The organism is Streptomyces endophyticus, from assembly GCF_035798155.1.
Classification (GTDB): Bacteria; Actinomycetota; Actinomycetes; order Streptomycetales; family Streptomycetaceae; genus Streptomyces; species Streptomyces endophyticus.
Map to the genome: position 1 here is coordinate 1 of NZ_JAOZYC010000123.1, position 23,522 is coordinate 23,522.

A 23,522-nucleotide genomic window follows, 5' to 3' on the forward strand; every position below is an offset into this window, starting at 1 on the left:
TCCGCCCCGGACCCCGCGCCTCAATCGCCGGCGGGGCTTGATCAGGCGAAGACGACCGTCCGCCGCCCGTTCAAAAGAATCCGCCGCTCCGCATGCCACTTGACGGCCCGCGCCAGCGCCTGGCACTCCACGTCCCGCCCGATCGCCACCAACTGGTCGGGCGTGACGTCGTGCCCGACCCGCTCGACCTCCTGCTCGATGATCGGCCCCTCGTCGAGGTCCGCGGTCACATAGTGCGCGGTGGCACCGATCAGCTTCACGCCGCGCGCGTGCGCCTGGTGGTACGGCTTCGCGCCCTTGAAGCTCGGCAGGAACGAGTGGTGGATGTTGATGATCCGCCCGCTCAGCGCCTTGCACAGGTCGTCCGAGAGCACCTGCATGTACCGCGCGAGCACGACCAGTTCGACGCCCTCGGCCCGCACCAGGTCGACGACCTGCTGCTCGGCCTGCGCCTTCGTCTCCTTCGTCACCGGAATGTGGTGGAAGGGGATGTCGTACGAGGCGACCAGCTCGGCGAAGTCCGTGTGGTTGGAGACGACCGCCGCGATGTCGACCGGCAGCGCGCCGATCCGTGCCCGGAAGAGCAGGTCGTTGAGGCAGTGGCCGAACTTGCTGACCATCAGGACGACCTTCATCCGGTCCGAGGCCCGGTGGATCTGCCAGTCCATCTGGAACGAGTCGCCGATCGCGGCGAAGCTGGCACGCAGCTTCTCCACGGTCACGTGGGTGTCCGCGCTGAAGTGGACGCGCATGAAGAACAGTCCTGTGTCGTGGTCACCGAACTGCTGGCTGTCCTCGATGTTGCAGCCGGTCATGAAGAGGTAGCTCGACACGGCGTGCACGATGCCCTGCTTGTCGGGGCAGGAGAGGGTGAGGACGTACTGCTCGGGGCCGGGGGCGGACTGCGCGTTCATGGGCCAAGGGTCCCATACCCTCGGCCCCTCCTACCGGGCTGCCCGCCGGTTGGTTACGCCGCCCTCGTCATGATCTGCAGCACCTGAAGGGTCTGGGGGACCGTCTCCGGGTCCTCGGCGTCGCTCGTGGCGAGCCTCACATGGGCGTCGCGGGCCGCGCGGACCGCGTCCGGCCAGCCCTCGTGGTTCAGATACGCGGTGACCGGGGCGTCGGGGCCCACCTGGTGCATGATCCGCAGCACCCGCAGCACGGCGGCGTCGACGAGCGCCGCCTCCTGCGAGTCCCGGAAGATCGTCCCGACGTATTTCTCGGCGGACCAGTTGTCCAGCCAGGTGTCCTCGACGAGGCGGTACACGGCGTCGGTCACGTCCCCGTATCCGTCCACGCCTGCCTGCCAGACGTCTCTCTGGAACGACGGGTCGGAGAGCATGTGCAGCGCGGAACGCACGTTGCTGCGCCAGCGCCACCACGGCATGTCGTTGAGTGGCATGCCGCCCATCTTCGTGGAGCGACGGCCGCGACGGGAAGAGTTGTCCGAGGTTTGCACGGTCATCGATCGTACGTCCCGGCCCCGCGAGCCCCGCACGGCCCCCGTAATTCACCTCATCGTCACCACGCGTTGACCCCGGGTCACTCGACCGTTGGCGGCACGGCGGAATCGTGCCGGAACATGACCGGCAGGCTCCCCAGCACCCGTAACCGCATCGTCCCCCGAAGCCACATACGCACCGCGGCCGTGCTCCTGAGCGCCGCGCTGGTCGCCGGGTGCGGGCTCGTCCCCGGCGACGCCAAGGGCGCGGGGGAACGGCCGGTGACCGTCATGACCTGGGCGCCCGAGAAGACCAAGGCGACGAACATGCCCGGAATGCCCGCCATGGCGCGGGCGTACGCGCGCTGGATCAACGCCCACGGCGGCATCGGCGGCCGGCCGCTGAAGGTCCTCACCTGCAACGACCACAACGACAGCGTGGACGCCGCCAGGTGCGCCCGCTCCGCCGTCGAGCACGACGCCGTGGCGGTCGTCGGCTCCTACAGCCAGCACTCGGACGCCTTCCTGCCCCCGCTGGAGTCCGCGGGCATCCCCTACATAGGCGGCTACGGCGCCACCGATGCGGAGTTCACCAGCCCCCTGTCGTACCCGGTCAACGGCGGCCAGGCCGCCCTCCTCGCCGGCAACGGGCGCCAACTGTCCGGGCCCTGCGCCCGCACCGTCCTGATCCGCCCCGACTCCATCGCGGGCGACCAGCTCGCGCCGCTGCTCAACTCCGGCCTCGCGCTGCGCCACCGGCCCGCCGCCGTCGACGTGCTCGCCGCCGACGACGCCACCGACTACGCCGACCAGGCCCGCCGCGCCCTCGACACCGCGAGCCGGGCGCCGCAGGGCGAGGGCTGCGTCGCGGCGGTGCTCGGGGAGCGCACGAACACGTTCTTCGACTCGTTCCGGCGACTGCGCGAGGAGTACCCCTCGGTGCGCACCGCCACCGTCCTCGGCAGCGTCGACCAGACCGTCGTCGACCGCAGCGGCGGCCCGGAGAGCCCGTACGAAGGGGCGTACGTCACCAGCTGGTACCCCGCGTCGGGCGACGCGCGCTGGGCCCCCATGAAGCGGGCGATCAACGAGCAGGCCTTCGGCGACAACCGGATCGACCCGGCGGACGCGGGCGTGCAGACCACCTGGATCGCGTACGAGGTGCTGCGGCAGGTCATCGAGTCCATCGGCGGCGGCGCGGTGACCTCGCGCACCGTGCGCACCGCCCTCGACGACGACCTGTCGGTCACGACGGGCGGGCTCACTCCGCCACTGCGCTGGGGCTACGACCACATGTCCCCGGTCGGCGACTTCCCGCGCCTGGTCAACGCCCGGGTGACCTTCCAGAAGGTCGTCTCCGGGCGGCTCAAGGCGACCAGGAAGGCCTCGGTGGACGTGACGGGCACGCTCGCCGGGCTTTCCTGATCGCGACTGCCTCCGAACCCGTCAGAGCTGGACTGCCGAGCGCTGGGTCAGCCCGTACTTGCTCGCGATCTGGTTCCACAGCTTCGACGCCTGCTGCTTCTGCGTGGACGCCGTGCCGCTCGCCGCGTCGCCCGCCCGGCGCTCGGGCGTCGGCTTGGCGTGGCCCTTCTTGCACAGCGCGTGCTTCTTGCCGGCGACCTGGTCGCCCCACTTCGCGTAGTGGCTGTCCGCCGACGCGGACGCCTTCCAGGCGCTGGTGAGCGCGGCGGTGAGGCGGGCGTTGTCGGGCAGCTTGTCCACGGACAGCGTGCCGAGGCGCGTCACCAGGTCGTTGCGCTGCGTCGCGGCACTGCGCAGGTCCTTCGAGGCCTGGGGCAGCGCCTTGCAACCGCCGATGTTCGCGACCGAACGCACCACGGCGGAGCGGCTGTTGTTGGAGTCGCCGAGCAGTTTGTCGAGCTCGACGGCCTGCGCCTTGGCCGGGTCCACGGACGGCGAGGGCGACTCGGACGCGGGGCCCGAGTTCGACACGTTCTTCGTCGCGTCCGTCTTCTTGTCGTCGTCCCCACCGCTGAGCATGGCGCCGGCGCCGACACCCACGACGAGAATGGCCACGCCGACCGCGACGACCAGCGGCACCTTGGAACCGGTGCGGGCCTTGCCGCGGCGCGGCGGCTCGGGCTCGTACCCGTACTGCTGCGGGGGCGGTGTCATGCCCGGCGCTCCCGGCCCACCGGGCCCGGCCTGCGCCGCGTACGGGTCGAAGCGCGGCATCTGCTGCGTCGCCGCAGCGCCGCCCTCCGGCTCCGTACGGAACAGGGCGTCGAACTCGGCCGGCGGCTGCCGCTCACCGGGCGCCCCGGGACGTGCGCCGTAGCCCTGGTCCTGAGCGGGCATCGCCTGGCCCGGCATCGGCTGGCCCGGCATCGGCTGGCCCGGCATCGGCTGGCCGGGCACCGGCGGTATGTACTGCGTGGCCTCGCTGTCGGAGGAGCCCCCGTAGCCGGGCGGCGCCGCGTCGGGCATCGGCTGCGCGCGCCCCAGGAACTGCGTGGCGTCCGGGGCGGGAGCCTCCGGCGGCAGCCCGGGGCCGGCCGCGTACTGGGCGGCCTGCTGCTGAGCTGCCGGAGGTATGTACTGCGTGGCGTCCCCGTCGTAGGCACCGGCGGCAGGCCCCGCGGGAGCCGCGGGCGGCAGCGGCCCTGCCTCCGCGTACTGCTGCGGCAGCGCCTGTGCGGGCTGCTGCTGCGGCAGCGCCTGTGCGGGCTGCTGCTGCGGCAGGGCGGCACCGTAGGACTGGGGCGGCAGCGCACCCGCGTCGTGCGGCGGCGCGGGCGGCATGGGCGCGGAACCCTGCGGCTGGCCCCACTCGTACGTGGGCATGGCCCCGTCGTAGGTCGGCATCGGCCCGGCGTTGTGCGCCTGCTGGGACTCGGGCCCCCAGGGCTGCCCCCACGGGCTCGCGCCCGCCGGACCCGCCTGGTCGCCGTACGTGCCCGGCAACAGGGGCTCACCGCCGTCGGCAGGCAGCACGACACCTTCGTGCGTCTGTCGCGCCTGCGGAAGGTGCGGGCGTTCGCCCTGCCCACTCTGCCCGCTCTGCTCCGTCACCGTAAGACTCCTACGTAGGGGGTCCGAATCGTCGGCTCACGCTACCGGGTCTTCGTACGCCCGTGCTACGCACCTCAAACCCCGGAATCCTCCCCAGTGACACGACTAACAAAACCGGCTACCGGCTTGCCCGTTATGGCACAGCTCACGTCACACCAGTACGCCGTTCATGTCCATACGAATGCGCCGCTCACGCCGCCTGAAGCTCCATTCGCGCCCCGAACTCCCGCACCACGGGCTCCTCCCGGAACGGGTCGAGGCGCTCCCTGAAGTCGTCCAGATACTCCGCGCCCCGATTCGAACGCACCGTGCCCAGCAGTTCGACGGCCCGAAGTCCCGTGTGACAGGCCTGTTCCACCTCGCGCTGCTGCACCTGCGCCGTCGCGAGCAGCACGAGACCGATCGCGCGGCGCCGGGCCCGCGACTCCGGATGCCCGTCCAACGACTCCTGCGCGCACCGCGCCGCGTCCCGCGACTGACCCAAGTCCCGGTGGCAGTGCGCCAGTTCGTCCGCCAGATAGGCGTGGTCGAAGTGGGCGATCCACACCGGGTCGTCCCCGGAGTCGGTCCGCCCGTCGGCCTGCTCCATGGCGGCGACCGCGCGCGAGGAGGAGGACTGCGCCGACCTCGCGTCCCCGAGAAGTGCGTGGCCGCGCGCTTCGGCGGCGTGGAACATCGCCTCAGCGCGCGGCGTCACACGCCCGCGCGCCCCCTCCTGAGCCGCGCGGGCGAGCTGGGAGATCTCTCGCGGGTTGCCGAGCTGCGCCGCCAGGTGACTCATCGACGCGGCCAGTACGTACCCGCCGTAGCCACGGTCACCGGCCGCCTGCGCGAGCCGCAGCGCCTGGATGTAGTACCGCTGGGCGAGCCCCGGCTGACCGGTGTCGATCGCCATGTACCCGGCGAGCTCCGTCAACCGCGCGACGGCGGAGAACAGTTCGCGCCCCACCGCTTCCCGGTACGAGCCCGCGAGCAGCCCGCTCACCACACTGTTCAGGTAGTGCACGACCACCGGGCGGACATGCCCGCTCCCGTACTGGTGGTCCAGATCGGTCAGCGCCTGCGTCATCGCCCGCACCGCCGCCACGTCCGAAGGACCGACCCGCGGCCCGGCCGCCCGCGCCACCTGCGAGTCCGGCACGGAGATCAGCCAGTCCCTGCTCGGCTCGACGAGCGCCGACGACGCGACGGACGAACCGGAGAGAAAGTCCCTGCGCCCCACGTCACTTCGCCACAGCTCGCACACCTGCTCAATGGCGCCGAGCACGGTGGGCGAGAACTGGAGCCCGACACCGGAGGCGAGGTTCTTCCCGTTGGCCATCCCGATCTCGTCGATGGTCACCGTGCGCCCGAGCTTGCGTCCCAGCGCCTCCGCGATGATCCCCGGCGCCCGGCCACGCGGCTGCTGCCCACGCAGCCAACGCGCCACGGACGTCTTGTCGTAGCGCAGATCGAGCCCGTGCTCCGCACCGCACATGTTGACCCGGCGCGCGAGCCCCGCGTTCGAACAGCCCGCTTCCTGAATGAGCGCCTGCAGCCGTTCATTGGGCTGTCGCGCTACGAGAGGCCGTGCGGCCATGACGTACCCCCTGCTGTGCCCGTCCGGGTGTCCGACTGCCGGTCAACAGCCGGTCGTTGGATCATCACTGCCCTGAGTGGAAACGGAAGATGCACCACAAACGGGTGCCAAACACACGCCCGTGTGACGCCGGCCCGCCGCGCTGCCGTTCTCGTTACCTCTCCCGCACTACCCAGGACCCGCGGCCTCCTCGCCCGCGCGCCCCCACCCATGCACCCATGCGCCCCACATGCGGGAACGATGCCCCCGACCCGCCCGTACGTGCGCCCGTAACCCTCCGTGGCGGCGAGAGTTGAGAACGACGTGGAAGAGACCATCGCAGGCACCTCGGACGTCAGCACACCCGTCACCCCCGCCGGGCAGATCCCGCAGCAGCGCGGCGACTCGCTCCTCGACACCGCAGTCCGCTACGCGGAAGAGCGGCACTGGGACGTGTTCCCGGGCACCTGGCTGGAGAACGGCGACGGCGTCCAGCGCTGCTCGTGCGGCTCCCCCCAGTGCCCCGCCCCCGGCGCACACCCCGCCCGCCCCGACTGGGCCACGCAGGCGACCGGCAGCGCGACCGTGGCCCGCCGGCTCTGGTCGAAACAGCCGACCGCGTCGATCCTCCTCCCCACGGGCCGCACCTTCGACGCGATCGACGTGCCGGAGACCGCCGGGTTCCTCGCCCTCGCCCGCATGGAGCGGATGGAACTCACCCTCGGCCCCGTGACCTGCACCCCGGACCGCCGCATGCAGTTCTTCGTGCTCCCCGGCGCGACCGTCAAGGTCCCCGACCTCGTACGGAAGCTGGGCTGGCCCGCGGCCTCCCTCGACCTGCTCACGCTCGGCGAGGGCCAGTACGTCGCCGCTCCCCCGACCCGCTTCGGCAGCAAGGGCGCCGCCCAGTGGGCCTGCCGCCCGACCGCCGCGAACCGCTGGCTCCCGGACGCGGAAGAACTCATCTCCCCGCTGGCGTACGCATGCGGGCGCGAAGGCCACCGCGGCTAGGGCCCAGCACCTCCCCGTGGCCCGCCCTCGGCCGACGTATCGTGCCCGGACGGACGAAGACGACGAAGGGCGGGCACAGTTGACCTCGGCCGAGGAAACCGCAGCCGTACGCGTACACGACCTATGGAAGTCGTTCGGGCAGCAGACCGCCGTGGCCGGCATCGAACTCGCACTGCCCGCGGGCCGGTTCATCGGCCTCGTCGGGCCGAACGGGGCGGGCAAGACCACCACGCTGTCCATGGTCACCGGCCTGCTCCGCCCCGACCGGGGCACCGTGTACGTCGCCGGTCACGACGTCTGGGCCGACCCCGCCGAGGTCAAGGCACGCATCGGCGTCCTCCCCGAGGGCCTGCGCCTCTTCGAACGCCTCTCCGGCCACGAACTCCTCGCGTACACCGGCCGCTTGCGCGGACTGCCGGGAGCGGAGGTCGACAAGCGCGCGGACCAGCTGCTCGACGTCCTCGACCTGGCCGGGGCCCGCAACAAACTCGTCGTCGACTACTCGACCGGCATGCGCAAGAAGATCGGCCTCGCCGCCGCCCTCCTCCACAACCCCGAAGTCCTGTTCCTCGACGAACCGTTCGAGGGCGTCGACCCGGTCTCGGCCCAGACCATCCGCGGCGTCCTGGAACGCTACACACGCTCCGGCGCGACGGTCGTCTTCTCCTCCCACGTCATGGAACTGGTCGAGTCACTCTGCGACTGGGTCGCGGTCATGGCAGCAGGCCGCATCCGCGCACAGGGCCCCCTGACGGAGGTACGCGGCGACGCGACGTCCTTGCAGGAGGCATTCCTGAATCTGGTGGGAGCGAGCGGGAAGGACAGCGGCGGAACACTGGACTGGCTGGGCAACGTTCAAGCCCCGCTCTTGGACGAGAGCCCGCGGGGTCCGGGCCAGAGCCCCGAGACCGCAACCCCGCCGCGGCGCAACGACACCGGGCGGCACCCATGACCACGGTATTGGTCCAGCTCAAACTCGCGCTGCTGCGCAACGGCCTCCGCCAATCCGCCGGCCGGCGAGCCGCCTACATCGCCTCCCTCCTCGCGGCAGCCCTTGTCGCCGCACTCCAACTCCTCGGCCTGATCCTCCTCCACGGCAACGCGCACGCCGCAACGATCGGCATCCCCCTCACCACCCTCCTCGCCCTCGGCTGGGCGGTCCTCCCGCTCTTCTTCCCCAGCGGCGACGAGACCCTCGACCCCACCCGCCTCGCGATGCTCCCGCTGCGCCCCGACCCGCTCGTCCGCGGCCTCCTCGTGGCGTCACTGGTCGGCATCGGCCCGCTCTTCACGCTCTGCCTCGCGTTCGGCGCCGCGTACGCGGTGGCCCACGGAGCGGCGGGTGCGGTGGTCGCGGTGCTCGCGGTCCCGCTCACCGTCCTCACCTGCGTCGCCCTCGCCAGGACCGTGGCCGCGGCCAACATCCGCCTCCTCACCAGCCGCAAGGGCCGCGACCTCGCCGTCCTGAGCGGGCTCGTCATCGCCGTCGGCGCGCAGCTGGTCAACTTCGGGGTGCAGCGGCTCGGCGCGGCGGGCGGGGTCGACGCGCTCGACCCGGTGGCGAAGGTCCTGGGCTGGATCCCCCCGGCATCGGCGATCGCCGCGGTCGACGCGGCGAGCAAGGCGTCGTACGGAACGGCCCTGGCCCAACTCGCCCTCTGCGCAGCGGCCCTGCTGACACTCCTGACCCTCTGGCGACGCGCCCTCACCCGCCTGATGACCGCGCCGGACGGCTCCACGATCGAAGCGGCGAGCCCCGGCCGCCGCCGCACCCGCGCGGGCGCCCGGCTGCTCCCGGAGGGCCGCACCGGCACGGTCATGGAGCGCAGCCTGCGCTACGTGTGGCGCGACCCGAAGACCAAGGCCGCCTGGGTCACATCCCTCGCGATCGGCCTGATCGTCCCCGTCTTCAACGCCCTCCAGGGCACCGGCACCGTCTACTTCGCGTGCTTCGCCTCCGGGATGCTCGGCATCCAGATGTACAACCAGTTCGGCCAGGACACCTCGGCGTTCTGGATGGTGGCGATGACGATCGCGTCACCGAAGGACGCCTACACCGAACTACGCGCGCGTGCGTACGCGCTGCTCCTGATCACCCTCCCGTACGCGACGCTCGTCACCGTCGTCACGACGGCCATGCTGGACGCCTGGCCCGACCTCCCCGAGGTCCTCGGCCTCTCCTACGCCCTGCTCGGCGCGATGCTCGCCACCGGCGCGTGGACCTCGGCGCGCTTCCCGTACTCGATCCCGCAGGAGGGCTACAAGAACGTCGCACCGGGCCAGGCGGGCCTGGCCTGGATCTCCATCTTCGGCGGCATGGTCGCGGCGGCCCTGCTGTGCACCCCGGTCCTGGCCCTCACCATCACCCTGCACGCGACGGACTCGGCCTCCTGGACGTGGATCCTGCTCCCGATCGGAGCGGCCTACGGAGCGGCGGCGACGGTCCTGGGCCTGCGCCTGGCGGCCCCGCGCACGGCCGATCGCCTGCCGGAGATCCTGCTGGCGGTCAGCAAGGGCTGAGCCCCTGCGGTCCCGCAGAACGCAGACGACCCGCGAGCCGTGGTTCCTCCCGTACGAGACGGTCGGAAGCCGGCCGGACATACCGGCGGCTCGCGGGTCGGGCGACTGCTTGGGATTGGGCCGGCTGCGCACACATATCGCGCGCTGGTCCGGCGCCGAATTCGAAATGCGACGTCGGGCCGCTAGCCCGCAGTCACCTCACGCGTCCGGGATTCATACATCTGCCGAACCACCTCCCTTCGATGTGTCTCCCACCATAGGAAGGTCCCTCGCACCCTTCAACCGGTTTTACGCGACCTTGAGGAGGCCCGGGGTCACGCCCCCGCCGTCCCGTCGATCGCCTCGCGCAGGAGGTCCGCGTGGCCGTTGTGGCGGGCGTATTCCTCGATCAGGTGGGTCAGGATCCAGCGGAGGGAGACCTTGGGGTCGCCGGTGAAGGCGGCTTCCTGGGGGGAGAGGGTGCCGGTGGCGTCGAGGGGTGCGGTTGCGGTGAGTTCGCGGGAGCGGGCGATCTCCGTGCGCCATTGGGCGAGGGCGTCGGGCAGGGTGCGGGATGCGGTGAGGGTGAAGGCGTCCGGGCCTGCTGTTTCGTGGACCGGCGGGGTGGCGGGGGCGCCTGCGAAGACTCGCTGGAACCAGTTGCGTTCGACCTCCGCCAGGTGTTGGACGAGGCCGAGGAGGGTGAGTGAGGACGAGGGGATCGCACGCGCGCGTGCCTGTGTGTCCGTCAGGTTCGCGCACTTGATGGCGAGCGTCTCGCGGTGGAAGTCCAACCAACCGTCGAGGGTGGCGCGTTCGTCGGCGGTCGGCGGCGGGACGGGGCGACCGTCGGGCAGAGTCGTCATGCGTTGCATGCTGGTTGTATGTGCTCTTGGGTTTCTCCGAACTTGCCTGAAGTCCGTGTGGGATGCGTCACGTTCGAGTTGAATGATCTGGAGCGGTACGAGGAATTCGTCGCGCCGACACAGCCTGCAGGGGGTTCCAGGTGAGTGCTTCCCGGCGTAGTGGGACCACTGATGAGCTCGGGCCCGAGGAGCCGGAGCCGGACGGGGCCGATCTGCTGGCCGCGTTGTTGGACGGCATGGACGCCGCGTTGTGCGCCTTCGACGCCGATGGGGTCGTGACCCATTGGAACCGGGAGGCCGAGCGGGTGCTCGGCTGGTCGGCCGAGGAGGCCGTGGGGCGGCACGGGTTCGCGGGATGGGCCGTGCGGTCGGCGGACGCGGAGGAGGTGCAGGGGCGGTTGCTGGCCTCGATGCATGCTCCGGGGCGGCAGGTGAACGAGTTCGCGTTGCTCACCAAGGACGGTGGTCGGGTGCTCGTGCGGACGCAGTCCGCCGCCGTGCGGGGGGCCGACGGAAAGCCCGCCGGGGTGTACTGCGCCTTCAGTGAGGTGCACGCGCAGATCGATCTGGAGCGGTCCATCGCGCTGAGCGAGGCGCTGTTCGAGGACGCCGCGTGGGGTGTCGTACTGGTCGACGCGGATCTGCGGCCCGCCGTGATGAACGGGCACGCCGCGCGGGCCATGGGGACCGGGCGCACCGCCGCGCTGGGCCGGCCCCTCGGGGATCTGGTCGGGCAGGGCGTGGAGGAGCTGGAGAGCGCGCTCGCGCATGTGCTCGCCGAGGGCCCGCCGCCGTCTCCGACGGAGGTGTGGGTGACGCTGCGGCGGCCGGGCGAGGGGGCGGGGCGTACCGAGCGCCGGTGCTGGCGCAGCGGTTTCGTACGGCTGGCGTCGCCGCTCGCGGAGGAGCCGGTGCCGCTGGGGGTCGGGTGGCTGTTCCAGGACGTGACGGAGGCCAAGCAGAACGAGCAGGAGGCGGCGCAGCTCCGGTTCCGGTCGCAGCAGTTGCACCGCGCGGCGCGGGCCGCCGCCGAGTGCGAGAACCCGGCCGAGGCGGCGACCGTGCATCTGGATTTCGCGCTCGCCGGGTTCGCGGATCACGCGGTGATCGACCTGGTGGCGAGCGAGGAGCCGCTGCGTCTCGTGCGGGCGGCGGCCACGCCTTCCGGAGCGCCGGGGCCGAGCCTGCTGGTGTCGCGGGGCGCCCTGCCGGTGCGGTACGCGGCGGGGCATCCGGCGTTGCAGTGCGTGGAGCGGACGGGGTCGGTGCGGGCCGCCGCGGAGGGGGGCACGGTGCGCGGGGACTGGGCCGCGGACCGGCAGTGGCCGGAGGGCACGGTGTACGCGTTGTGCGCGGTGCTGCGCAGCCGGGGTCGGACGGTCGGTGTGGTGACGTTTCTGCGGGGCGCCAGCCGGGTCGGGTTCGAGCGCGGGGACGCCGTGTACGCGGAGAGCGTGGCGGTGCGGATCGCCGGCGCGGTGGACCTGGCGTGGGCGCTGGCGGCGGACCGGTAGGGCCTGATCCGAACAAGCGGGCCCGGGCCTTCAGCGCCGGTAGTAGATCCGGTCCCCGTACTCCTCGAAGACCTTCGCGTTCCACTCCAGGCCGCCGTCGACGTTCCCGGAGCGCAGCAGTGGGGGCTGGATGCCGCGGTCGGCCAGGGTGGCGGCGCAGGTCGCGAGGGTCGCCTGCATGAGGGCGCTGGCGGTGACCGTGGAGGCGGGCGCGAAGGGGGTGTCGACGCCTTCGTGGGTGAGTTCGGCGTCGCCGATCGTGATCTTGGAGTCGAGGACGACGTCGCAGTGGTCGCGCAGGTAGCTGCCGGAGGCGTGGCGGGAGGTGGGGGCGTCGGGCCCGGTCGCGTACGACAGGGAGGTGACGCCGATGACCTTGATGCCCGCCGCGCGGGCGCTGAGGGCCATCTCCACGGGGAGCGAGTTGCGCCCGGACAGGGAGATGATGATCAGCGCGTCGCCCGCCCGCGCGGGGCTGGCCTCCAGGACCGCCGCCGCGAGCCCGTCGACCCGTTCGAGGGCGGAGCCGAGCGTCGCGGGCATGACGTCGATGCCGACGGTGCCGGGTACGGACAGCAGGTTCATCAGGGCGAGGCCGCCCGCCCGGTAGACGACGTCCTGCGCGGCGAGCCCGGAGTGGCCCGCGCCGAAGGCGAAGAGGCGGCCGCCGTCGGCGACGGTGTCGGCGAGGAGGGTGCCGGCGGCGCCGATGTTGTCGGCCTCCTCGTCGCGGATCCTGGTGAGGAGTCCGATGGAGGCGTCGAGGTACTGTGCGGCCGGCCTGCTCTCGCTCATCGGCGTGCCCCTTGGGTCCTGGTGAGTCGGGTCGGATCTCGGTGCTGCGTGGCGCTTTCGCGGATCACGGTGCGGTCTGGACCAGTGCTCTGTCAATACGGTTCCGGGCCCCTCCTGGCCCGTCGTTTCCCTGGCGCGTCACGGTTGTCAGCGGTATGCGTCAGAATTGAGTTCTGGGTTCCAGGGCCAGCGCACACGCTGCGCGGTCAGCCAGCGGAGCTGTCGCGAAGCTAGAGAGCTACACGAGGGGCACGTATGTCCGGACTGATCGACACCACAGAGATGTACCTCCGCACCATCCTTGAGCTGGAGGAGGAAGGTGTGGTCCCCATGCGCGCCCGGATCGCCGAGCGGCTCGACCAGAGCGGGCCGACGGTGAGCCAGACCGTGGCCCGCATGGAGCGGGACGGCCTGGTCGCGGTGGCCGCCGACCGGCACCTGGAGCTGACCGACGAGGGCCGGCGCCTCGCGACGCGCGTGATGCGCAAGCACCGGCTCGCGGAGTGTCTGCTCGTGGACGTGATCGGCCTGGAGTGGGAGCAGGTGCACGCGGAGGCCTGTCGCTGGGAGCACGTGATGAGCGAGGCGGTGGAGCGCCGCGTGCTCGAGCTGCTGAGGCACCCGACGGAGTCGCCGTACGGGAACCCGATCCCGGGCCTGGAGGAGCTGGGCGAGAAGGACGGGGCGAACCCGTTCCTGGACGAGGGGATGGTCTCGCTGTCCGACCTCGACCCGGGCGTCGACGGCAAGACGGTCGTGGTGCGCCGCATCGGCGAGCCGATCCAGACGGACGCGCAGCTGATGTACACGCTGCGCCGGGCGGGTGTGCAGCCCGGTTCGGTGGTCAGCGTGACGCAGTCGCCGGGCGGGGTACTCGTCGGCAGCAGCGGTGAGGCGGCGGAGCTGGAGGCGGAGATCGCCTCGCACGTCTTCGTGGCGAAGCGCTGAGCCGAGCGGCCGCCTGTGGGCCTGGCGTCAACTTCCGTGTCGTGCGGTTAAGTTGACTTGTATCCGCACATGCTGCACTTCCGCGCAGAAAACAAGATTCACTGTGCGGAACCGCAGCGATCGGACGCCCGGCGTGCAAGGCTGTCGCGTGAGGCATATGACCAGAGGGGGCCGTATGGACCGGCCGATCGAGGCGCGACGGGCCTGGGGGGCGCGGGGTGCGCGGGAGGCGGCGGCGAACGCCGCACCACATACAGAGGGCCCCGGCGCCTTGCGGCGCCGGGGCCTGTCCTCCCCTGTTCCGACCCGGAGCCCCGAGCTCCCAGGGTCGATCCCCTCGGACCGTTTTCCCCGAGCGGTCCGCCTCCCGCTGAAGAGATCCCCTCGACAGCGCCGGTCATTCCTTGAGTTCTGTCACTCAAATGAGGGGTGTTGTCGGAGAGCACCGCGCTTTCGAAAACAGGTTCGATAGCGTGCGCGGGTACGCGACTGCAGGCGCGACCACGAGGGGGTGCCAGGGCCTATGGCACGGCGCATCGACGTGACCGGAGCAGGCGGGATCCACCTGGCTGCCTGGGAGTTCGCCGACCCGCCCAAGACGGGCGAGGTCGGACACAATCCCGGAGTTCTGCTGCTGCACGGGCTGATGGGGCGGGCGTCCCACTGGGCGGGGACGACGCGCTGGCTGGCCGAGCGACATCGCGCGGTCGCCCTCGACCAGCGCGGGCACGGGCAGAGCGACAAGCCGCCGGAGGGCCCGTTCGACCGGGAGGCGTACGTCCTGGACGCGGAGGCGGCGCTCGTCCAGCTGGGCCTTGAACCGGCCGTCCTCATCGGGCACTCCATGGGAGCGCTCACGGCGTGGCAGCTCGCCGCCCGCCGGCCCGATCTCGTGCGCGGCCTGGTCATCTGCGACATGCGGGCCTCCGCGCTCGGGGCGGCCTCCCAGCGGGAGTGGGAGGACTGGTTCAAGGCGTGGCCGCTGCCGTTCGCGACGCTCGCGGACGTACGGAAGTGGTTCGGGGAGGACGACCCCTGGGTCGAGCGGCCCAATCCGGCGCGCGGGGAGTTCTACGCCGAGGTGATGACGGAGACGGCGGACGGCTGGCGGCCGGTGTTCTCGCGGCGGCAGATGCTGGAGGCGCGGTCGACGTGGGTGTACGACGCGCACTGGGAGGAGCTGGCGGCGGTGCAGTGCCCGGCGCTTGTGCTGCGCGGGCTTGATGGGGAGTTGGGGCGGGCGGAGGCGCAGGAGATGGTGCGGGTGCTGCCGCGGGGGGTGTACGCGGAGGTGAGCGATGCGGGGCATCTTGTGCATTACGACCAGCCGGAGGCGTGGCGCTCCGCGATTGAGCCGTTCCTTGACGGGGTCCTGGCGGAGCTGTGACCGGGGGGGCGGGGTTGACGTCTCGGGGCTCTGCCCCGGACCCCGCGCCTCAATCGCCGGCGGGGCTTGATTTGGTCACGGGCTCAGCCGCTCCACCAGCCATGTTGGCGTCGGCCCGGGCTCTCGGACGTAGCGCAGGCGGTCGTGGAGGCGGTTTTCGCGGCCTTGCCAGAATTCGATGGTCTGCGGCGTGACGCGGTAGCCGCCCCAGTGCGGTGGCACCGGGACCGCGGTGCCCTGCGGGTGGCGCGCAGCCAGCTCCGCGTAGCGCGCGTCGAGGTCCTCCCGCGAGGCGACCACGGACGACTGCGCGCTGGCCCACGCGCCCAACTGGGAGCCGTGCGGGCGCGTGTGGAAGTACGCCTCCGTCTCGGCCCGCGACGTGCGCTCCGCCGTCCCGGTCACCAGGATCTGGCGCCCCATCGGATGCCAGGGGAAGAGCAGCGCGACGTGCGGGTTGGCGGAGAGGTCCCGCGCCTTGCGGGAGCCGTAGTTGGTGTAGAAGACGAAGCCCGCGTCGTCGTACGACTTGAGCAGCACCGTGCGGGAGCTGGGCCGGCCCTCGGCGTCGGCGGTGGAGACGACCATGGCGTTGGGCTCGGGCAGCGGGGAGCCCGGAGCCGCCGCCTGTTTGAACCAGCGCGTGAACTGTTCCATCGGGTGCAGGGCGAGGTCCCCCTCCAGCAGGCCGCCGTCCTGGGCGCGGTACTGCTCGCGCATGTCGGCGAGGTCGAGTTCGGGATCGTCGTGGGCGCTCACGGCGTCATCCTGCCGGACGGACGGGCACGGACGCACCCAGGGTGAATCATGGCACTGAGTGCCGCGAGCCCTCGCCAACTGTGGCACCGAGGGTTATCTTCCAGGGACCGCAACGGTTCAGCCGCCTGCCGTATGGGGCATCACGGGTGTACCCCACCCCGACCCGCCCACGCATCCAGAGGAGCCGCCCGATGTCCGACCTGACCCCCGGCTTTGTTCCAGGCCTCGAAGGTGTCGTCGCGTTCGAGACCGAGATCGCCGAACCGGACAAGGAAGGCGGCGCCCTGCGCTATCGCGGCGTCGACATCGAGGATCTGGTCGGCCACGTGTCGTTCGGGAATGTCTGGGGGCTGCTGGTCGACGGCGCCTTCAATCCGGGCCTGCCGCCGGCCGAGCCGTTCCCGATCCCCGTCCACTCCGGTGACATCCGTGTCGACGTGCAGTCGGCGCTCGCCATGCTGGCCCCCGTGTGGGGTCTGAAGCCGCTGCTGGACATCGATGAGCGAACGGCCCGGGACGACCTCGCGCGCGCCGCCGTCATGGCGCTGTCGTACGTCGCGCAGTCCGCGCGCGGGCAGGGTCTTCCGATGGTGCCGCAGCGGGAGATCGACAAGGCGGACACCGTCGTCGAGCGGTTCATGAGGCGCTGGCGCGGGGAGCCGGACCCGAAGCATGTCGCGGCCGTCGACGCGTACTGGACGTCGGCCGCCGAGCACGGCATGAACGCCTCTACGTTCACGGCCCGGGTCATCGCGTCCACCGGGGCCGATGTGGCGGCCGCGCTGTCCGGGGCCGTCGGGGCCATGTCGGGGCCGCTGCACGGCGGCGCCCCGTCCCGGGTCCTCGGCATGATCGAGGAGATCGAGCGGACCGGGGACGCGGACGCGTACGTGCGCCGGGCGCTCGACAAGGGTGAGCGGCTCATGGGCTTCGGGCACCGTGTGTACCGGGCGGAGGACCCGCGGGCGCGGGTGCTGCGGCGTACGGCGCGGGAACTGGGGGCGCCGAGGTTCGAGGTGGCCGAGGCTCTGGAGAAGGCGGCGTTGGCCGAGTTGCACGCGCGCAGGCCCGACCGCGTGCTGGCCACGAACGTGGAGTTCTGGGCGGCGATCGTGCTCGACTTCGCGGAGGTGCCGGCGCACATGTTCACGTCGATGTTCACGTGTGCGCGGACCGCCGGGTGGAGCGCGCACGTCCTTGAGCAGAAGCGGACGGGTCGGCTGGTCCGGCCTTCGGCGCGCTACACGGGGCCGGAGTCGCGGCCGCCGCGCGAGATCGAGGGTTACGCGGACATCGCTCGCTAGTCCGTGGCGCGCGGCGCCGTGGTCCAGGCCGTCCCATCGACACGCGGCACCGTGGTTGCCGCCTTGCCCACCCTGCCGCCCAAGGCGGCAGATTGCCCAAGGCGGGAGCGGCACCCCGCGAGGCCGATGCCCCCCGGAGGGGGCGGGTGGTGGGAGATGGGCGGCGGCAGGCGACTGCCTGCGGGGAGGCGGGACATTTCGGCCCCCTGGCCGGGTGGGCACTTCAAGCCCCGCCGGCGTTTGAGGCGCGGGGTCCGGGGCGGAGCCCCGATCCTTCAAGCCCCGCCGGCGATTGAGGCGCGGGGGCCCGGGGCGAAGCCGCGATCCTTCAAGCCCCGCCGGCGACTGAGGCGCGGGGGCCCGGGGCGAAGCCGCGATCCTTCAAGCCCCGCCGGCGACTGAGGCGCGGGGGCCCGGGGCGGAGCCCCGTGGCGTGGGGGGACGGGGGCGTCAGCCCAGGACCCGGTCCACCAGCACCCCCCACTCGCACACCACCCGCTCCCTCCGCACCCGGTCATCCGTGAGGAGATTCGCGAGGCCGAGGCCGCGGGCCATGTCGAGGAGGCCCTGGACGACCTCCCGGACCCCCGGCACCGACTCGTCCGCCCCCAACAGCTCCACCGCGATCCGGTGGGTCTCGCGGCCGACGCGGGCCTCCAACTCGGTCACCCGGCCCCCCAGTTGCGGCTCGTTCGACGCGGCCACCCACAGGTGCAGCGCCGCCCGGAACAGCGGCCCCGTGTAGAGGTCGACGAGGGCCTCGACCGCCTCCGCCCGCCCCTGCGGACGCAGCGCGCCCAGAGCGGTGGAGCGCTCCTCGGCGACGTACTCGACGGCCGCGGTGAACAGGTCCTCGCGGGTCGGGAAGTGGTGCTGGGCGGCACCCCGCGAGACGCCCGCGTACTCGGCGACGACGGAGACTGTGGACCCGGCCCAACCGTGCGCGGCGAGGCAGGCGACCGCGGACTCCAGGAGCCGTTGCCGCGTCACCCGCGAGCGGTCCTGCTTCGGCAGCGTCACAACACCCATGCGGCGTCCCGTCGTTCGAGAAAGGCGGTCATGCCCTCGCGGGCCTGCGCGGAGCCGAACAGCCGCGCGGACAGCGCCGTCAGAGACTCCGCGTCCCGGTCGAAGGCCTCCAGGACCTTAACCGTGAGCAGCCGCTTCGTCTCGGCCAGGGCCTCGGGGGACGCCTTCCGCAACCCTCCGAGCACCGGTTCCAATGCCGCGTCCACGTCGTCGCCCGCCACCGTGACCAGGCCGATCCGCGCCGCCTCCGCCGCGTCGAAGCGCTCGCCCGTCAGGTAGTAGCGGGCCACCGCGCGCGGGTCGAGGCGCGGCAGCAGCGGCATCGAGATCACGGCGGGCGCGACCCCGATGCGTACCTCGGTGAAGGCGAAGGACGACGCCGAGGAGGCCGCCGCCATGTCGCACGCGCCCAACAGGCCCAGGCCGCCCGCCCGTACGTGCCCGTCGACCCGCGCGACGACCGGCTTGCCGAGCTCCACGAGCTGCCGCAACAGCCCCACCAGCGCGTCCGGGTCCGGAGGGTCCCGCAGGTCGGCGCCCGCGCAGAAGGTGCCGCCGGTGTGGGTGAGGACGACGGCGCGTACGTCACGGTCCTTGTCCGCCTCCCGCAGCCGGTCCCCCAGCTCCCCGACGAGGGCCGCGGACAGGGCGTTGCGGTTGCCGGGCGAGTCGAGGGCGAGGGTGCTGACGCCGCGCTCGTGGGCGTGCGTCACCAGGTTCCCAACTGGCATCAGATCTCCCTGAGTTCGCGACGCAGGATCTTCCCGGAGGCCGCGCGCGGCACCCCTTCGATGAACGCGACGCGGCGGATCTTCTTGTACGGGGCGACACGTTCGGCGACGTACGTCAGCACGTCGGCCGCTCCGAGCGCGGGGTCGGCGCGCACGACGAACGCCTTCGGCACCTCGTTGCCGTCGTCGTCGGGGACGCCGATGACCGCCGCGTCGGCGATGCCCTCGTGGGTGAGGAGCACCGCCTCCAGGTCGGCGGGGGCGACCTGGAAGCCCTTGTACTTGATGAGTTCCTTGACGCGGTCGACGACGAACAGCCAGCCGTCCTCGTCGACGTGCCCGACGTCCCCTGTGTGCAGCCAGCCGTCGGGGTCGATCATGTCGGCGGTGGCGTCGGGGCGGCCGAGGTAGCCCTTCATGACCTGCGGCCCGCGGATCAGGACCTCGCCGGGCTCGCCGGGCGCCACGTCCTTCGCCGGGTCGTCGAGGGACACGATCCGCATCTCGGTGGACGGTACGAGCCGGCCGACGGCGCCCGGCGGGGGATTCTTCGCGTCGTACGGGACGACGTGCGTGCCGGGTGAGAGTTCCGTCATGCCGTAGGCCTGGCCGACGGGCGGCAGGCCGAGGCGGCTCCCGCAGGCGCGGGCGAGTTCGCCGTCGAGGGGCGCGGCAGCGCTGATGACGTGCCGCAGCGACGACAGGTCGTAGCCCTCCACGGCCGGGTGCTTGGCGAGGGCGAGGACGATCGGCGGGGCGACGTACAGGTGGGTGATGCGGTGTTTCTCGATCGCCGCGAGGAACGTGTCGAGGTCGAAGCGGGGCAGGACGACGACGGTGGAGCCCTGCCGCAGCGGGCCGTTCATCAGCGCCGTGAGGCCGTAGATGTGGAAGAAGGGCAGGACGGCGAGGATGCGGTCGCCGGGTCCTGTCGGGAGGACGGGCTGGAGCTGGGCGAGGTTCGTGGCGATGTTGCGGTGCGTGAGCATGACGCCCTTGGGCGTCCCGGTGGTGCCGGACGAGTACGGGAGGGCGGCCACGTCCTGGGCCGGGTCGATGGCGACGCGCGGCTCGGGCGCCTCGGTGCCGAGCATGTCCATCAGCGAGCGGTGGCCCGAGTCCCCCGCGGGGTCGCAGACGAATATCTCCCGTACGCCGCCCGCCAGTTCGGCCGCCGCGCGGGCCGCCTCGACGAACGGCGTGATGGTGACGATCCAGTCGGCGCCCGCGTCCCGCAACTGCCGGGCGAACTCCTGCGGCGTCGACAGCGGGTGCACGGTGGTCACGGAGGCGCCCGCGCGCGTGGCTCCGTAGAACGCCACCGGGTAGGCGATCGTGTTGGGGCTGTGCAGCGCCACCACGTCGCCCTTGCGCACGCCCGCGTCGGCGAGCCCCGCGGCCACCTTCCGGTGGAACCGATCGAGTCCGGCGTACGAGAGGGTGGTGCCGGCCACCCCGTCGACGAGGGCGGGGGCGTCGCCGCGGGCGGCCGCGCCCCCGAGCACGGCGTCGTGGATGGGCTCGTCGACGACCGCGACGTCCGCGTACTCACTCACGTACACCATGTCGAACTCCTCGCTGAAGAGCGGCAGTTGGGTTCGTGCGGCCTCAGTACGACTTGGGGAGACCCAAGCTCTGGTGGGACACGTAGTTGAGGATCATTTCCCGGCTGACCGGGGCGATGCGCGCCACCCGTGAGCCGACGATGAGCGAGGCGAGGCCGAACTCGCGGGTGAGGCCGTTGCCGCCGAGCGTGTGCACGGCCTGGTCGACGGCGCGCACACAGGCCTCGGCGGCGGCGTACTTGGCCATGTTGGCGGCCTCTCCGGCGCCGATGTCGTCGCCCGCGTCGTAGAGCCGGGCCGCCTTCTGCATCATCAGGCGGGCCAGCTCCAGCTCGATGTGGATCTGCGCGAGCGGATGGGCGACGGCCTGGTGGGAGCCGATGGGGGCCTGCCACACGGTGCGTTCCTTGGCGTACTCGACGGCCCGCTTCAGCGCGTACCTGCCCATGCCTATGGCGAAGGCGGCGGTCATGACGCGCTCCGGATTGAGCCCGGCGAAGAGCTGGAGCAGTCCTGCGTCCTCGTCACCCACGAGAGCGTCGGCGGGCAGCCGCACGTCGTCAAGGGTCAGTTCGAACTGCTTCTCCGGAGCCTGGAGTTCCATGTCGATCCGGCGCCGCCCGAAGCCGGGGGCGTCGCGGGGGACGATGAACAGGCAGGGCTTGAGCTTGCCGGTGCGGGCGTCGGAGGTGCGGCCGACGATCAGCGTCGCGTCCGCGATGTCGACGCCGGAGATGAAGACCTTCCGCCCATTCAGCACCCACGAGCCGTCGTCGTCCTTGCGGGCGGTGGTGGTGATGCGGTGCGAGTTGGATCCGGCGTCGGGTTCGGTGATGCCGAAGGCCATGGTGCGGCTGCCGTCGGCGAGGCCGGGGAGCCAGGCCCGCTTCTGCTCCTCGGTGCCGAAGCGGGAGATGACCGTGCCGCAGATCGCGGGCGATACGACCATCATCAGCAGCGGCGACCCGGCGGCCCCCAACTCCTCCAGAACGATGGAGAGTTCCGCTATTCCGCCGCCCCCTCCCCCGTACTCCTCGGGCAGGTTGACGCCGAGGTAGCCGAGCTTCGCGGCCTCCGCCCACAGCTCCTCCGGGTGCCCCTCGGCGGCGGTGACGCGGGCCATGTAGTCGCGGCCGAACCGCTTGCCGAGTGCGGCGACGGCGGCGCGCAGAGCCTGGTGCTCTTCGGTTTCGAGGACGGGAGCGGCGGGAGCGTTCACGACTGTTCCTCCTGGACTACGGCGAGCAGCGCGCCCACCTCGACCTGGCGGCCGACGGCGGCGTGCAGGGCGGTGAGCGTTCCGGAGGCGGGAGCGAGGATGCGGTGCTCCATCTTCATCGCCTCCAGCCAGATCAGGGGCTGCCCTGCGGTGACGGCGGCGCCTTCGGTCAGCCCTTCGGCGACGCGGACGACGGTGCCGGGCATGGGCGCGAGCAGGGAGCCGGGAGCCCGCTGCTCGCTGGGGTCGGTGAAGCGGGGCAGGGCGGCGAGGGCGGCGCCGTTGACGTGGACGCGGTCTCCGTAGGTGGCGACGGCGTACTTCCGCCGTACGCCGCCGACTTCGAGGACGACGCGGTCCGGTGCGGCGTGCACCACCCGCACTCCGTCGGCTTCGAGCCCTTCGCGGGTGTGCCGGTAGCGGACCTCGTGCTCGGTGCCGTCCGGTTCGGTGCGGTAGCGCCTCAGCTGGGGCTGCGAGGGCACGTTGCGGAAGCCGCCGAACCGGTGGTGGCGGGCGGTGGCCAGGGCGGCGGCGAGTGGCGCGTACGGGTCCGGGGCCGGGGCCGTCAGCTCGTCGAGATGGCGCTCGTAGAACCCGGTGTCCATGCGCCCGTCGGTGAACTCCGGGTGGCGCAGGGAGCGTACGAGCAGGTCCCGGTTGGTGACCGGGCCGTGCACCTCGGCGCGTTCCAGGGCCCCGGCGAGGGCGCGGACGGCGGCGGTGCGGGTGGGTGCGTGGGCGACGACCTTGGCGAGCATGGCGTCGTAGTGCACGCCGATGGTGTCGCCGTCGGTGTAACCGGTGTCGAGGCGGACGCTGCCGGGGACGGCGAGGCGGTGGAGCGTGCCGGTCTGCGGGGCGAAGGAGGCGGCGGGGTCCTCCGCGTAGAGGCGGGCCTCGACGGCGTGGCCGCGCGGGCTCGGGGGTTCGGGGTCGAGGGCCTCGCCCTCGGCGACCCGGAGCTGGAGCGCGACGAGGTCGATCCCGAACACGGCCTCGGTGACCGGGTGTTCCACCTGGAGGCGGGTGTTCATCTCCAGGAAGTGCGCGGTGTCGCCGTCCGCCACGAGGAACTCGACGGTTCCGGCGCCGATGTAGCCGGTGGCGCGCACGGCGTGCTCGGCCAGCTCGTACACGCGGGCCGTGACGTGTTCCGTGAGCCCTGGGGCGGGCGCCTCCTCGACGACCTTCTGGTGGCGTCGCTGGAGCGAGCAGTCGCGCGTGCCGAGCGTCCACACGGTGCCGTGCGCGTCGGCGAGCACCTGCACCTCGACGTGGCGCCCGCCCTGCACGTACGGCTCGACGAAGACCTCACCGTCACCGAAGGCGGAGAGCGCCTCGGCCCCGGCAGCAACGATCTCCTGAGCCAGGTCGCCGATTTCCCGAACGACCCGCATACCGCGCCCGCCACCACCAGCGGCAGCCTTGACCAGCACCGGAAGGTCACCGGCACCGATGTCGGTGAGCGGCGCGACGCCCATCAGCTCTTTGGCGCGCGTCTTGGACGCCATCGCCTCGATCGCCTCGGGCGGCGGCCCGATCCAGACGAGCCCGGCGTCGGTGACGGCGCGCGCGAACGCCGCGTTCTCGGAGAGGAAGCCGTAGCCGGGGTGGACGGCGTCGGCGCCCGCGTCGAGAGCGGCCTTCACGACGAGGTCGGCGCGCAGGTAGGTGTCGGCGGGCGTGGCGCCCGGGAGGCGTACGGCGAGGTCGGCCTCGCGGACGTGGAGGGCGTCGGCGTCCGGGTCCGAGTGCACGGCGACCGTACGGATACCGAGGTCACGGCAGGTGCGGAAGACGCGGCAGGCGATCTCGCCGCGGTTGGCCACAAGAATGGAACTGATCATGACGGGC

General features: G+C 72.1%; 20 protein-coding genes. 8 read left to right on the forward strand and 12 right to left on the reverse strand.

What is annotated here, in order from left to right; translation table 11 throughout:
• Window positions 1-41: 41 nt before the first annotated feature.
• Both purU and OKJ99_RS19965 read right to left on the reverse strand, forming a co-directional pair.
• On the reverse strand, window positions 42-914 hold the full coding sequence (gene purU, locus OKJ99_RS19960; RefSeq protein ID WP_326018178.1) for a formyltetrahydrofolate deformylase: 873 nt from the start codon (window positions 912-914) through the stop codon (window positions 42-44).
• Window positions 915-967: 53 nt separating this feature from the next.
• Window positions 968-1,468 (reverse strand): SCO4402 family protein, encoded by a 501-nt coding sequence (locus tag OKJ99_RS19965; RefSeq protein ID WP_326018180.1) that lies wholly within the window; start codon window positions 1,466-1,468, stop codon window positions 968-970.
• A 117-nt stretch (window positions 1,469-1,585) separates the two neighbouring features.
• Here OKJ99_RS19965 and OKJ99_RS19970 point away from each other — a divergent pair, with 117 nt between their 5' ends.
• A complete protein-coding gene (locus tag OKJ99_RS19970; protein WP_326018181.1) occupies window positions 1,586-2,869 on the forward strand; it encodes an ABC transporter substrate-binding protein in 1,284 nt (427 codons plus the stop codon).
• Window positions 2,870-2,890: 21 nt separating this feature from the next.
• On the opposite strand, the gene OKJ99_RS19975 is transcribed toward OKJ99_RS19970, so the two are convergent.
• Entirely contained in the window at window positions 2,891-4,480 is a 1,590-nt protein-coding gene (locus OKJ99_RS19975) for a hypothetical protein (RefSeq protein ID WP_407700725.1), read from the reverse strand.
• A gap of 190 nt (window positions 4,481-4,670) precedes the next feature.
• Window positions 4,671-6,059, reverse strand: coding sequence for a transcriptional regulator (locus OKJ99_RS19980; protein WP_326018183.1), 1,389 nt, complete (start codon window positions 6,057-6,059; stop codon window positions 4,671-4,673).
• 303 nt (window positions 6,060-6,362) lie between these two features.
• On the opposite strand from OKJ99_RS19980, the gene OKJ99_RS19985 reads away from it, so the two are divergent.
• The 3 genes from OKJ99_RS19985 (at window position 6,363) to OKJ99_RS19995 (ending at window position 9,569) form a co-directional block, all read left to right on the forward strand.
• A complete protein-coding gene (locus tag OKJ99_RS19985) occupies window positions 6,363-7,049 on the forward strand; it encodes a bifunctional DNA primase/polymerase (RefSeq protein WP_326018185.1) in 687 nt (228 codons plus the stop codon).
• Between the two features lie 79 nt (window positions 7,050-7,128).
• Window positions 7,129-8,001, forward strand: a complete 873-nt coding sequence (locus OKJ99_RS19990) for an ABC transporter ATP-binding protein (RefSeq protein WP_326018186.1) — start codon at window positions 7,129-7,131, stop codon at window positions 7,999-8,001.
• On the forward strand, window positions 7,998-9,569 hold the full coding sequence (locus OKJ99_RS19995) for a transporter (RefSeq protein ID WP_326018189.1): 1,572 nt from the start codon (window positions 7,998-8,000) through the stop codon (window positions 9,567-9,569). Before OKJ99_RS19990 ends, OKJ99_RS19995 begins: the two co-directional genes overlap by 4 nt.
• A 314-nt stretch (window positions 9,570-9,883) precedes the next feature.
• On the opposite strand, the gene OKJ99_RS20000 is transcribed toward OKJ99_RS19995, so the two are convergent.
• Window positions 9,884-10,414 (reverse strand): DinB family protein, encoded by a 531-nt coding sequence (locus OKJ99_RS20000; RefSeq protein WP_326018191.1) that lies wholly within the window; start codon window positions 10,412-10,414, stop codon window positions 9,884-9,886.
• A 140-nt stretch (window positions 10,415-10,554) separates the two neighbouring features.
• On the opposite strand from OKJ99_RS20000, the gene OKJ99_RS20005 reads away from it, so the two are divergent.
• Entirely contained in the window at window positions 10,555-11,928 is a 1,374-nt protein-coding gene (locus OKJ99_RS20005) for a PAS domain-containing protein (protein ID WP_326018193.1), read from the forward strand.
• A 30-nt stretch (window positions 11,929-11,958) separates the two neighbouring features.
• Here the strand turns inward: OKJ99_RS20005 and OKJ99_RS20010 are convergent, their stop codons facing one another.
• Complete coding sequence (locus tag OKJ99_RS20010) at window positions 11,959-12,723, reverse strand: SIS domain-containing protein (protein ID WP_326018195.1); 765 nt, start codon at window positions 12,721-12,723, stop codon at window positions 11,959-11,961.
• 255 nt (window positions 12,724-12,978) lie between these two features.
• On the opposite strand from OKJ99_RS20010, the gene OKJ99_RS20015 reads away from it, so the two are divergent.
• Together OKJ99_RS20015 and OKJ99_RS20020 are read left to right on the forward strand one after the other, a co-directional pair.
• On the forward strand, window positions 12,979-13,671 hold the full coding sequence (locus OKJ99_RS20015; RefSeq protein WP_326018196.1) for a metal-dependent transcriptional regulator: 693 nt from the start codon (window positions 12,979-12,981) through the stop codon (window positions 13,669-13,671).
• A 523-nt stretch (window positions 13,672-14,194) separates the two neighbouring features.
• Window positions 14,195-15,058, forward strand: coding sequence for an alpha/beta fold hydrolase (locus OKJ99_RS20020; RefSeq protein WP_326018197.1), 864 nt, complete (start codon window positions 14,195-14,197; stop codon window positions 15,056-15,058).
• A 75-nt stretch (window positions 15,059-15,133) separates the two neighbouring features.
• Here OKJ99_RS20020 and pdxH read toward each other — a convergent pair whose 3' ends face one another.
• Window positions 15,134-15,778, reverse strand: coding sequence for a pyridoxamine 5'-phosphate oxidase (gene pdxH, locus OKJ99_RS20025; protein WP_326018311.1), 645 nt, complete (start codon window positions 15,776-15,778; stop codon window positions 15,134-15,136).
• Between the two features lie 230 nt (window positions 15,779-16,008).
• Here pdxH and OKJ99_RS20030 point away from each other — a divergent pair, with 230 nt between their 5' ends.
• Window positions 16,009-17,121 carry a citrate synthase 2 gene (locus tag OKJ99_RS20030; RefSeq protein WP_326018199.1) on the forward strand — a complete coding sequence of 371 codons (1,113 nt, stop codon included), beginning with the start codon at window positions 16,009-16,011 and terminating at the stop codon, window positions 17,119-17,121.
• Between the two features lie 450 nt (window positions 17,122-17,571).
• Here OKJ99_RS20030 and OKJ99_RS20035 read toward each other — a convergent pair whose 3' ends face one another.
• The 5 genes from OKJ99_RS20035 to OKJ99_RS20055 are packed head-to-tail and all read right to left on the reverse strand — an operon-like array spanning window position 17,572 to window position 23,515.
• Window positions 17,572-18,150 (reverse strand): TetR/AcrR family transcriptional regulator, encoded by a 579-nt coding sequence (locus tag OKJ99_RS20035; RefSeq protein ID WP_326018201.1) that lies wholly within the window; start codon window positions 18,148-18,150, stop codon window positions 17,572-17,574.
• A complete protein-coding gene (locus OKJ99_RS20040) occupies window positions 18,138-18,881 on the reverse strand; it encodes an enoyl-CoA hydratase family protein (protein ID WP_326018203.1) in 744 nt (247 codons plus the stop codon). The genes OKJ99_RS20035 and OKJ99_RS20040 overlap by 13 nt, the downstream gene beginning before the upstream one ends.
• A complete protein-coding gene (locus OKJ99_RS20045; protein ID WP_326018313.1) occupies window positions 18,881-20,443 on the reverse strand; it encodes a 4-coumarate--CoA ligase family protein in 1,563 nt (520 codons plus the stop codon). Before OKJ99_RS20045 ends, OKJ99_RS20040 begins: the two co-directional genes overlap by 1 nt.
• Before the next feature lie 46 nt (window positions 20,444-20,489).
• Entirely contained in the window at window positions 20,490-21,665 is a 1,176-nt protein-coding gene (locus tag OKJ99_RS20050; RefSeq protein WP_326018205.1) for an acyl-CoA dehydrogenase family protein, read from the reverse strand.
• Window positions 21,662-23,515, reverse strand: a complete 1,854-nt coding sequence (locus tag OKJ99_RS20055) for an acetyl/propionyl/methylcrotonyl-CoA carboxylase subunit alpha (protein ID WP_326018207.1) — start codon at window positions 23,513-23,515, stop codon at window positions 21,662-21,664. Before OKJ99_RS20055 ends, OKJ99_RS20050 begins: the two co-directional genes overlap by 4 nt.
• Window positions 23,516-23,522: the final 7 nt, after the last annotated feature.

Excerpts from the sequence above, each read along its gene's own strand:
- purU (WP_326018178.1), bottom strand. The coding sequence starts at position 914 with ATGAACGCGCAGTCCGCCCCCGGCCCCGAGCAGTACGTCCTCACCCTC.
- OKJ99_RS19965 (WP_326018180.1), bottom strand. The coding sequence starts at position 1,468 with ATGACCGTGCAAACCTCGGACAACTCTTCCCGTCGCGGCCGTCGCTCC.
- OKJ99_RS19970 (WP_326018181.1), top strand. The coding sequence starts at position 1,586 with ATGACCGGCAGGCTCCCCAGCACCCGTAACCGCATCGTCCCCCGAAGC.
- OKJ99_RS19980 (WP_326018183.1), bottom strand. The coding sequence starts at position 6,059 with ATGGCCGCACGGCCTCTCGTAGCGCGACAGCCCAATGAACGGCTGCAG.
- OKJ99_RS19995 (WP_326018189.1), top strand. The coding sequence starts at position 7,998 with ATGACCACGGTATTGGTCCAGCTCAAACTCGCGCTGCTGCGCAACGGC.
- OKJ99_RS20000 (WP_326018191.1), bottom strand. The coding sequence starts at position 10,414 with ATGACGACTCTGCCCGACGGTCGCCCCGTCCCGCCGCCGACCGCCGAC.
- OKJ99_RS20010 (WP_326018195.1), bottom strand. The coding sequence starts at position 12,723 with ATGAGCGAGAGCAGGCCGGCCGCACAGTACCTCGACGCCTCCATCGGA.
- OKJ99_RS20015 (WP_326018196.1), top strand. The coding sequence starts at position 12,979 with ATGTCCGGACTGATCGACACCACAGAGATGTACCTCCGCACCATCCTT.
- OKJ99_RS20020 (WP_326018197.1), top strand. The coding sequence starts at position 14,195 with ATGGCACGGCGCATCGACGTGACCGGAGCAGGCGGGATCCACCTGGCT.
- pdxH (WP_326018311.1), bottom strand. The coding sequence starts at position 15,778 with ATGCGCGAGCAGTACCGCGCCCAGGACGGCGGCCTGCTGGAGGGGGAC.
- OKJ99_RS20030 (WP_326018199.1), top strand. The coding sequence starts at position 16,009 with ATGTCCGACCTGACCCCCGGCTTTGTTCCAGGCCTCGAAGGTGTCGTC.
- OKJ99_RS20035 (WP_326018201.1), bottom strand. The coding sequence starts at position 18,150 with ATGGGTGTTGTGACGCTGCCGAAGCAGGACCGCTCGCGGGTGACGCGG.
- OKJ99_RS20040 (WP_326018203.1), bottom strand. The coding sequence starts at position 18,881 with ATGCCAGTTGGGAACCTGGTGACGCACGCCCACGAGCGCGGCGTCAGC.
- OKJ99_RS20055 (WP_326018207.1), bottom strand. The coding sequence starts at position 23,515 with ATGATCAGTTCCATTCTTGTGGCCAACCGCGGCGAGATCGCCTGCCGC.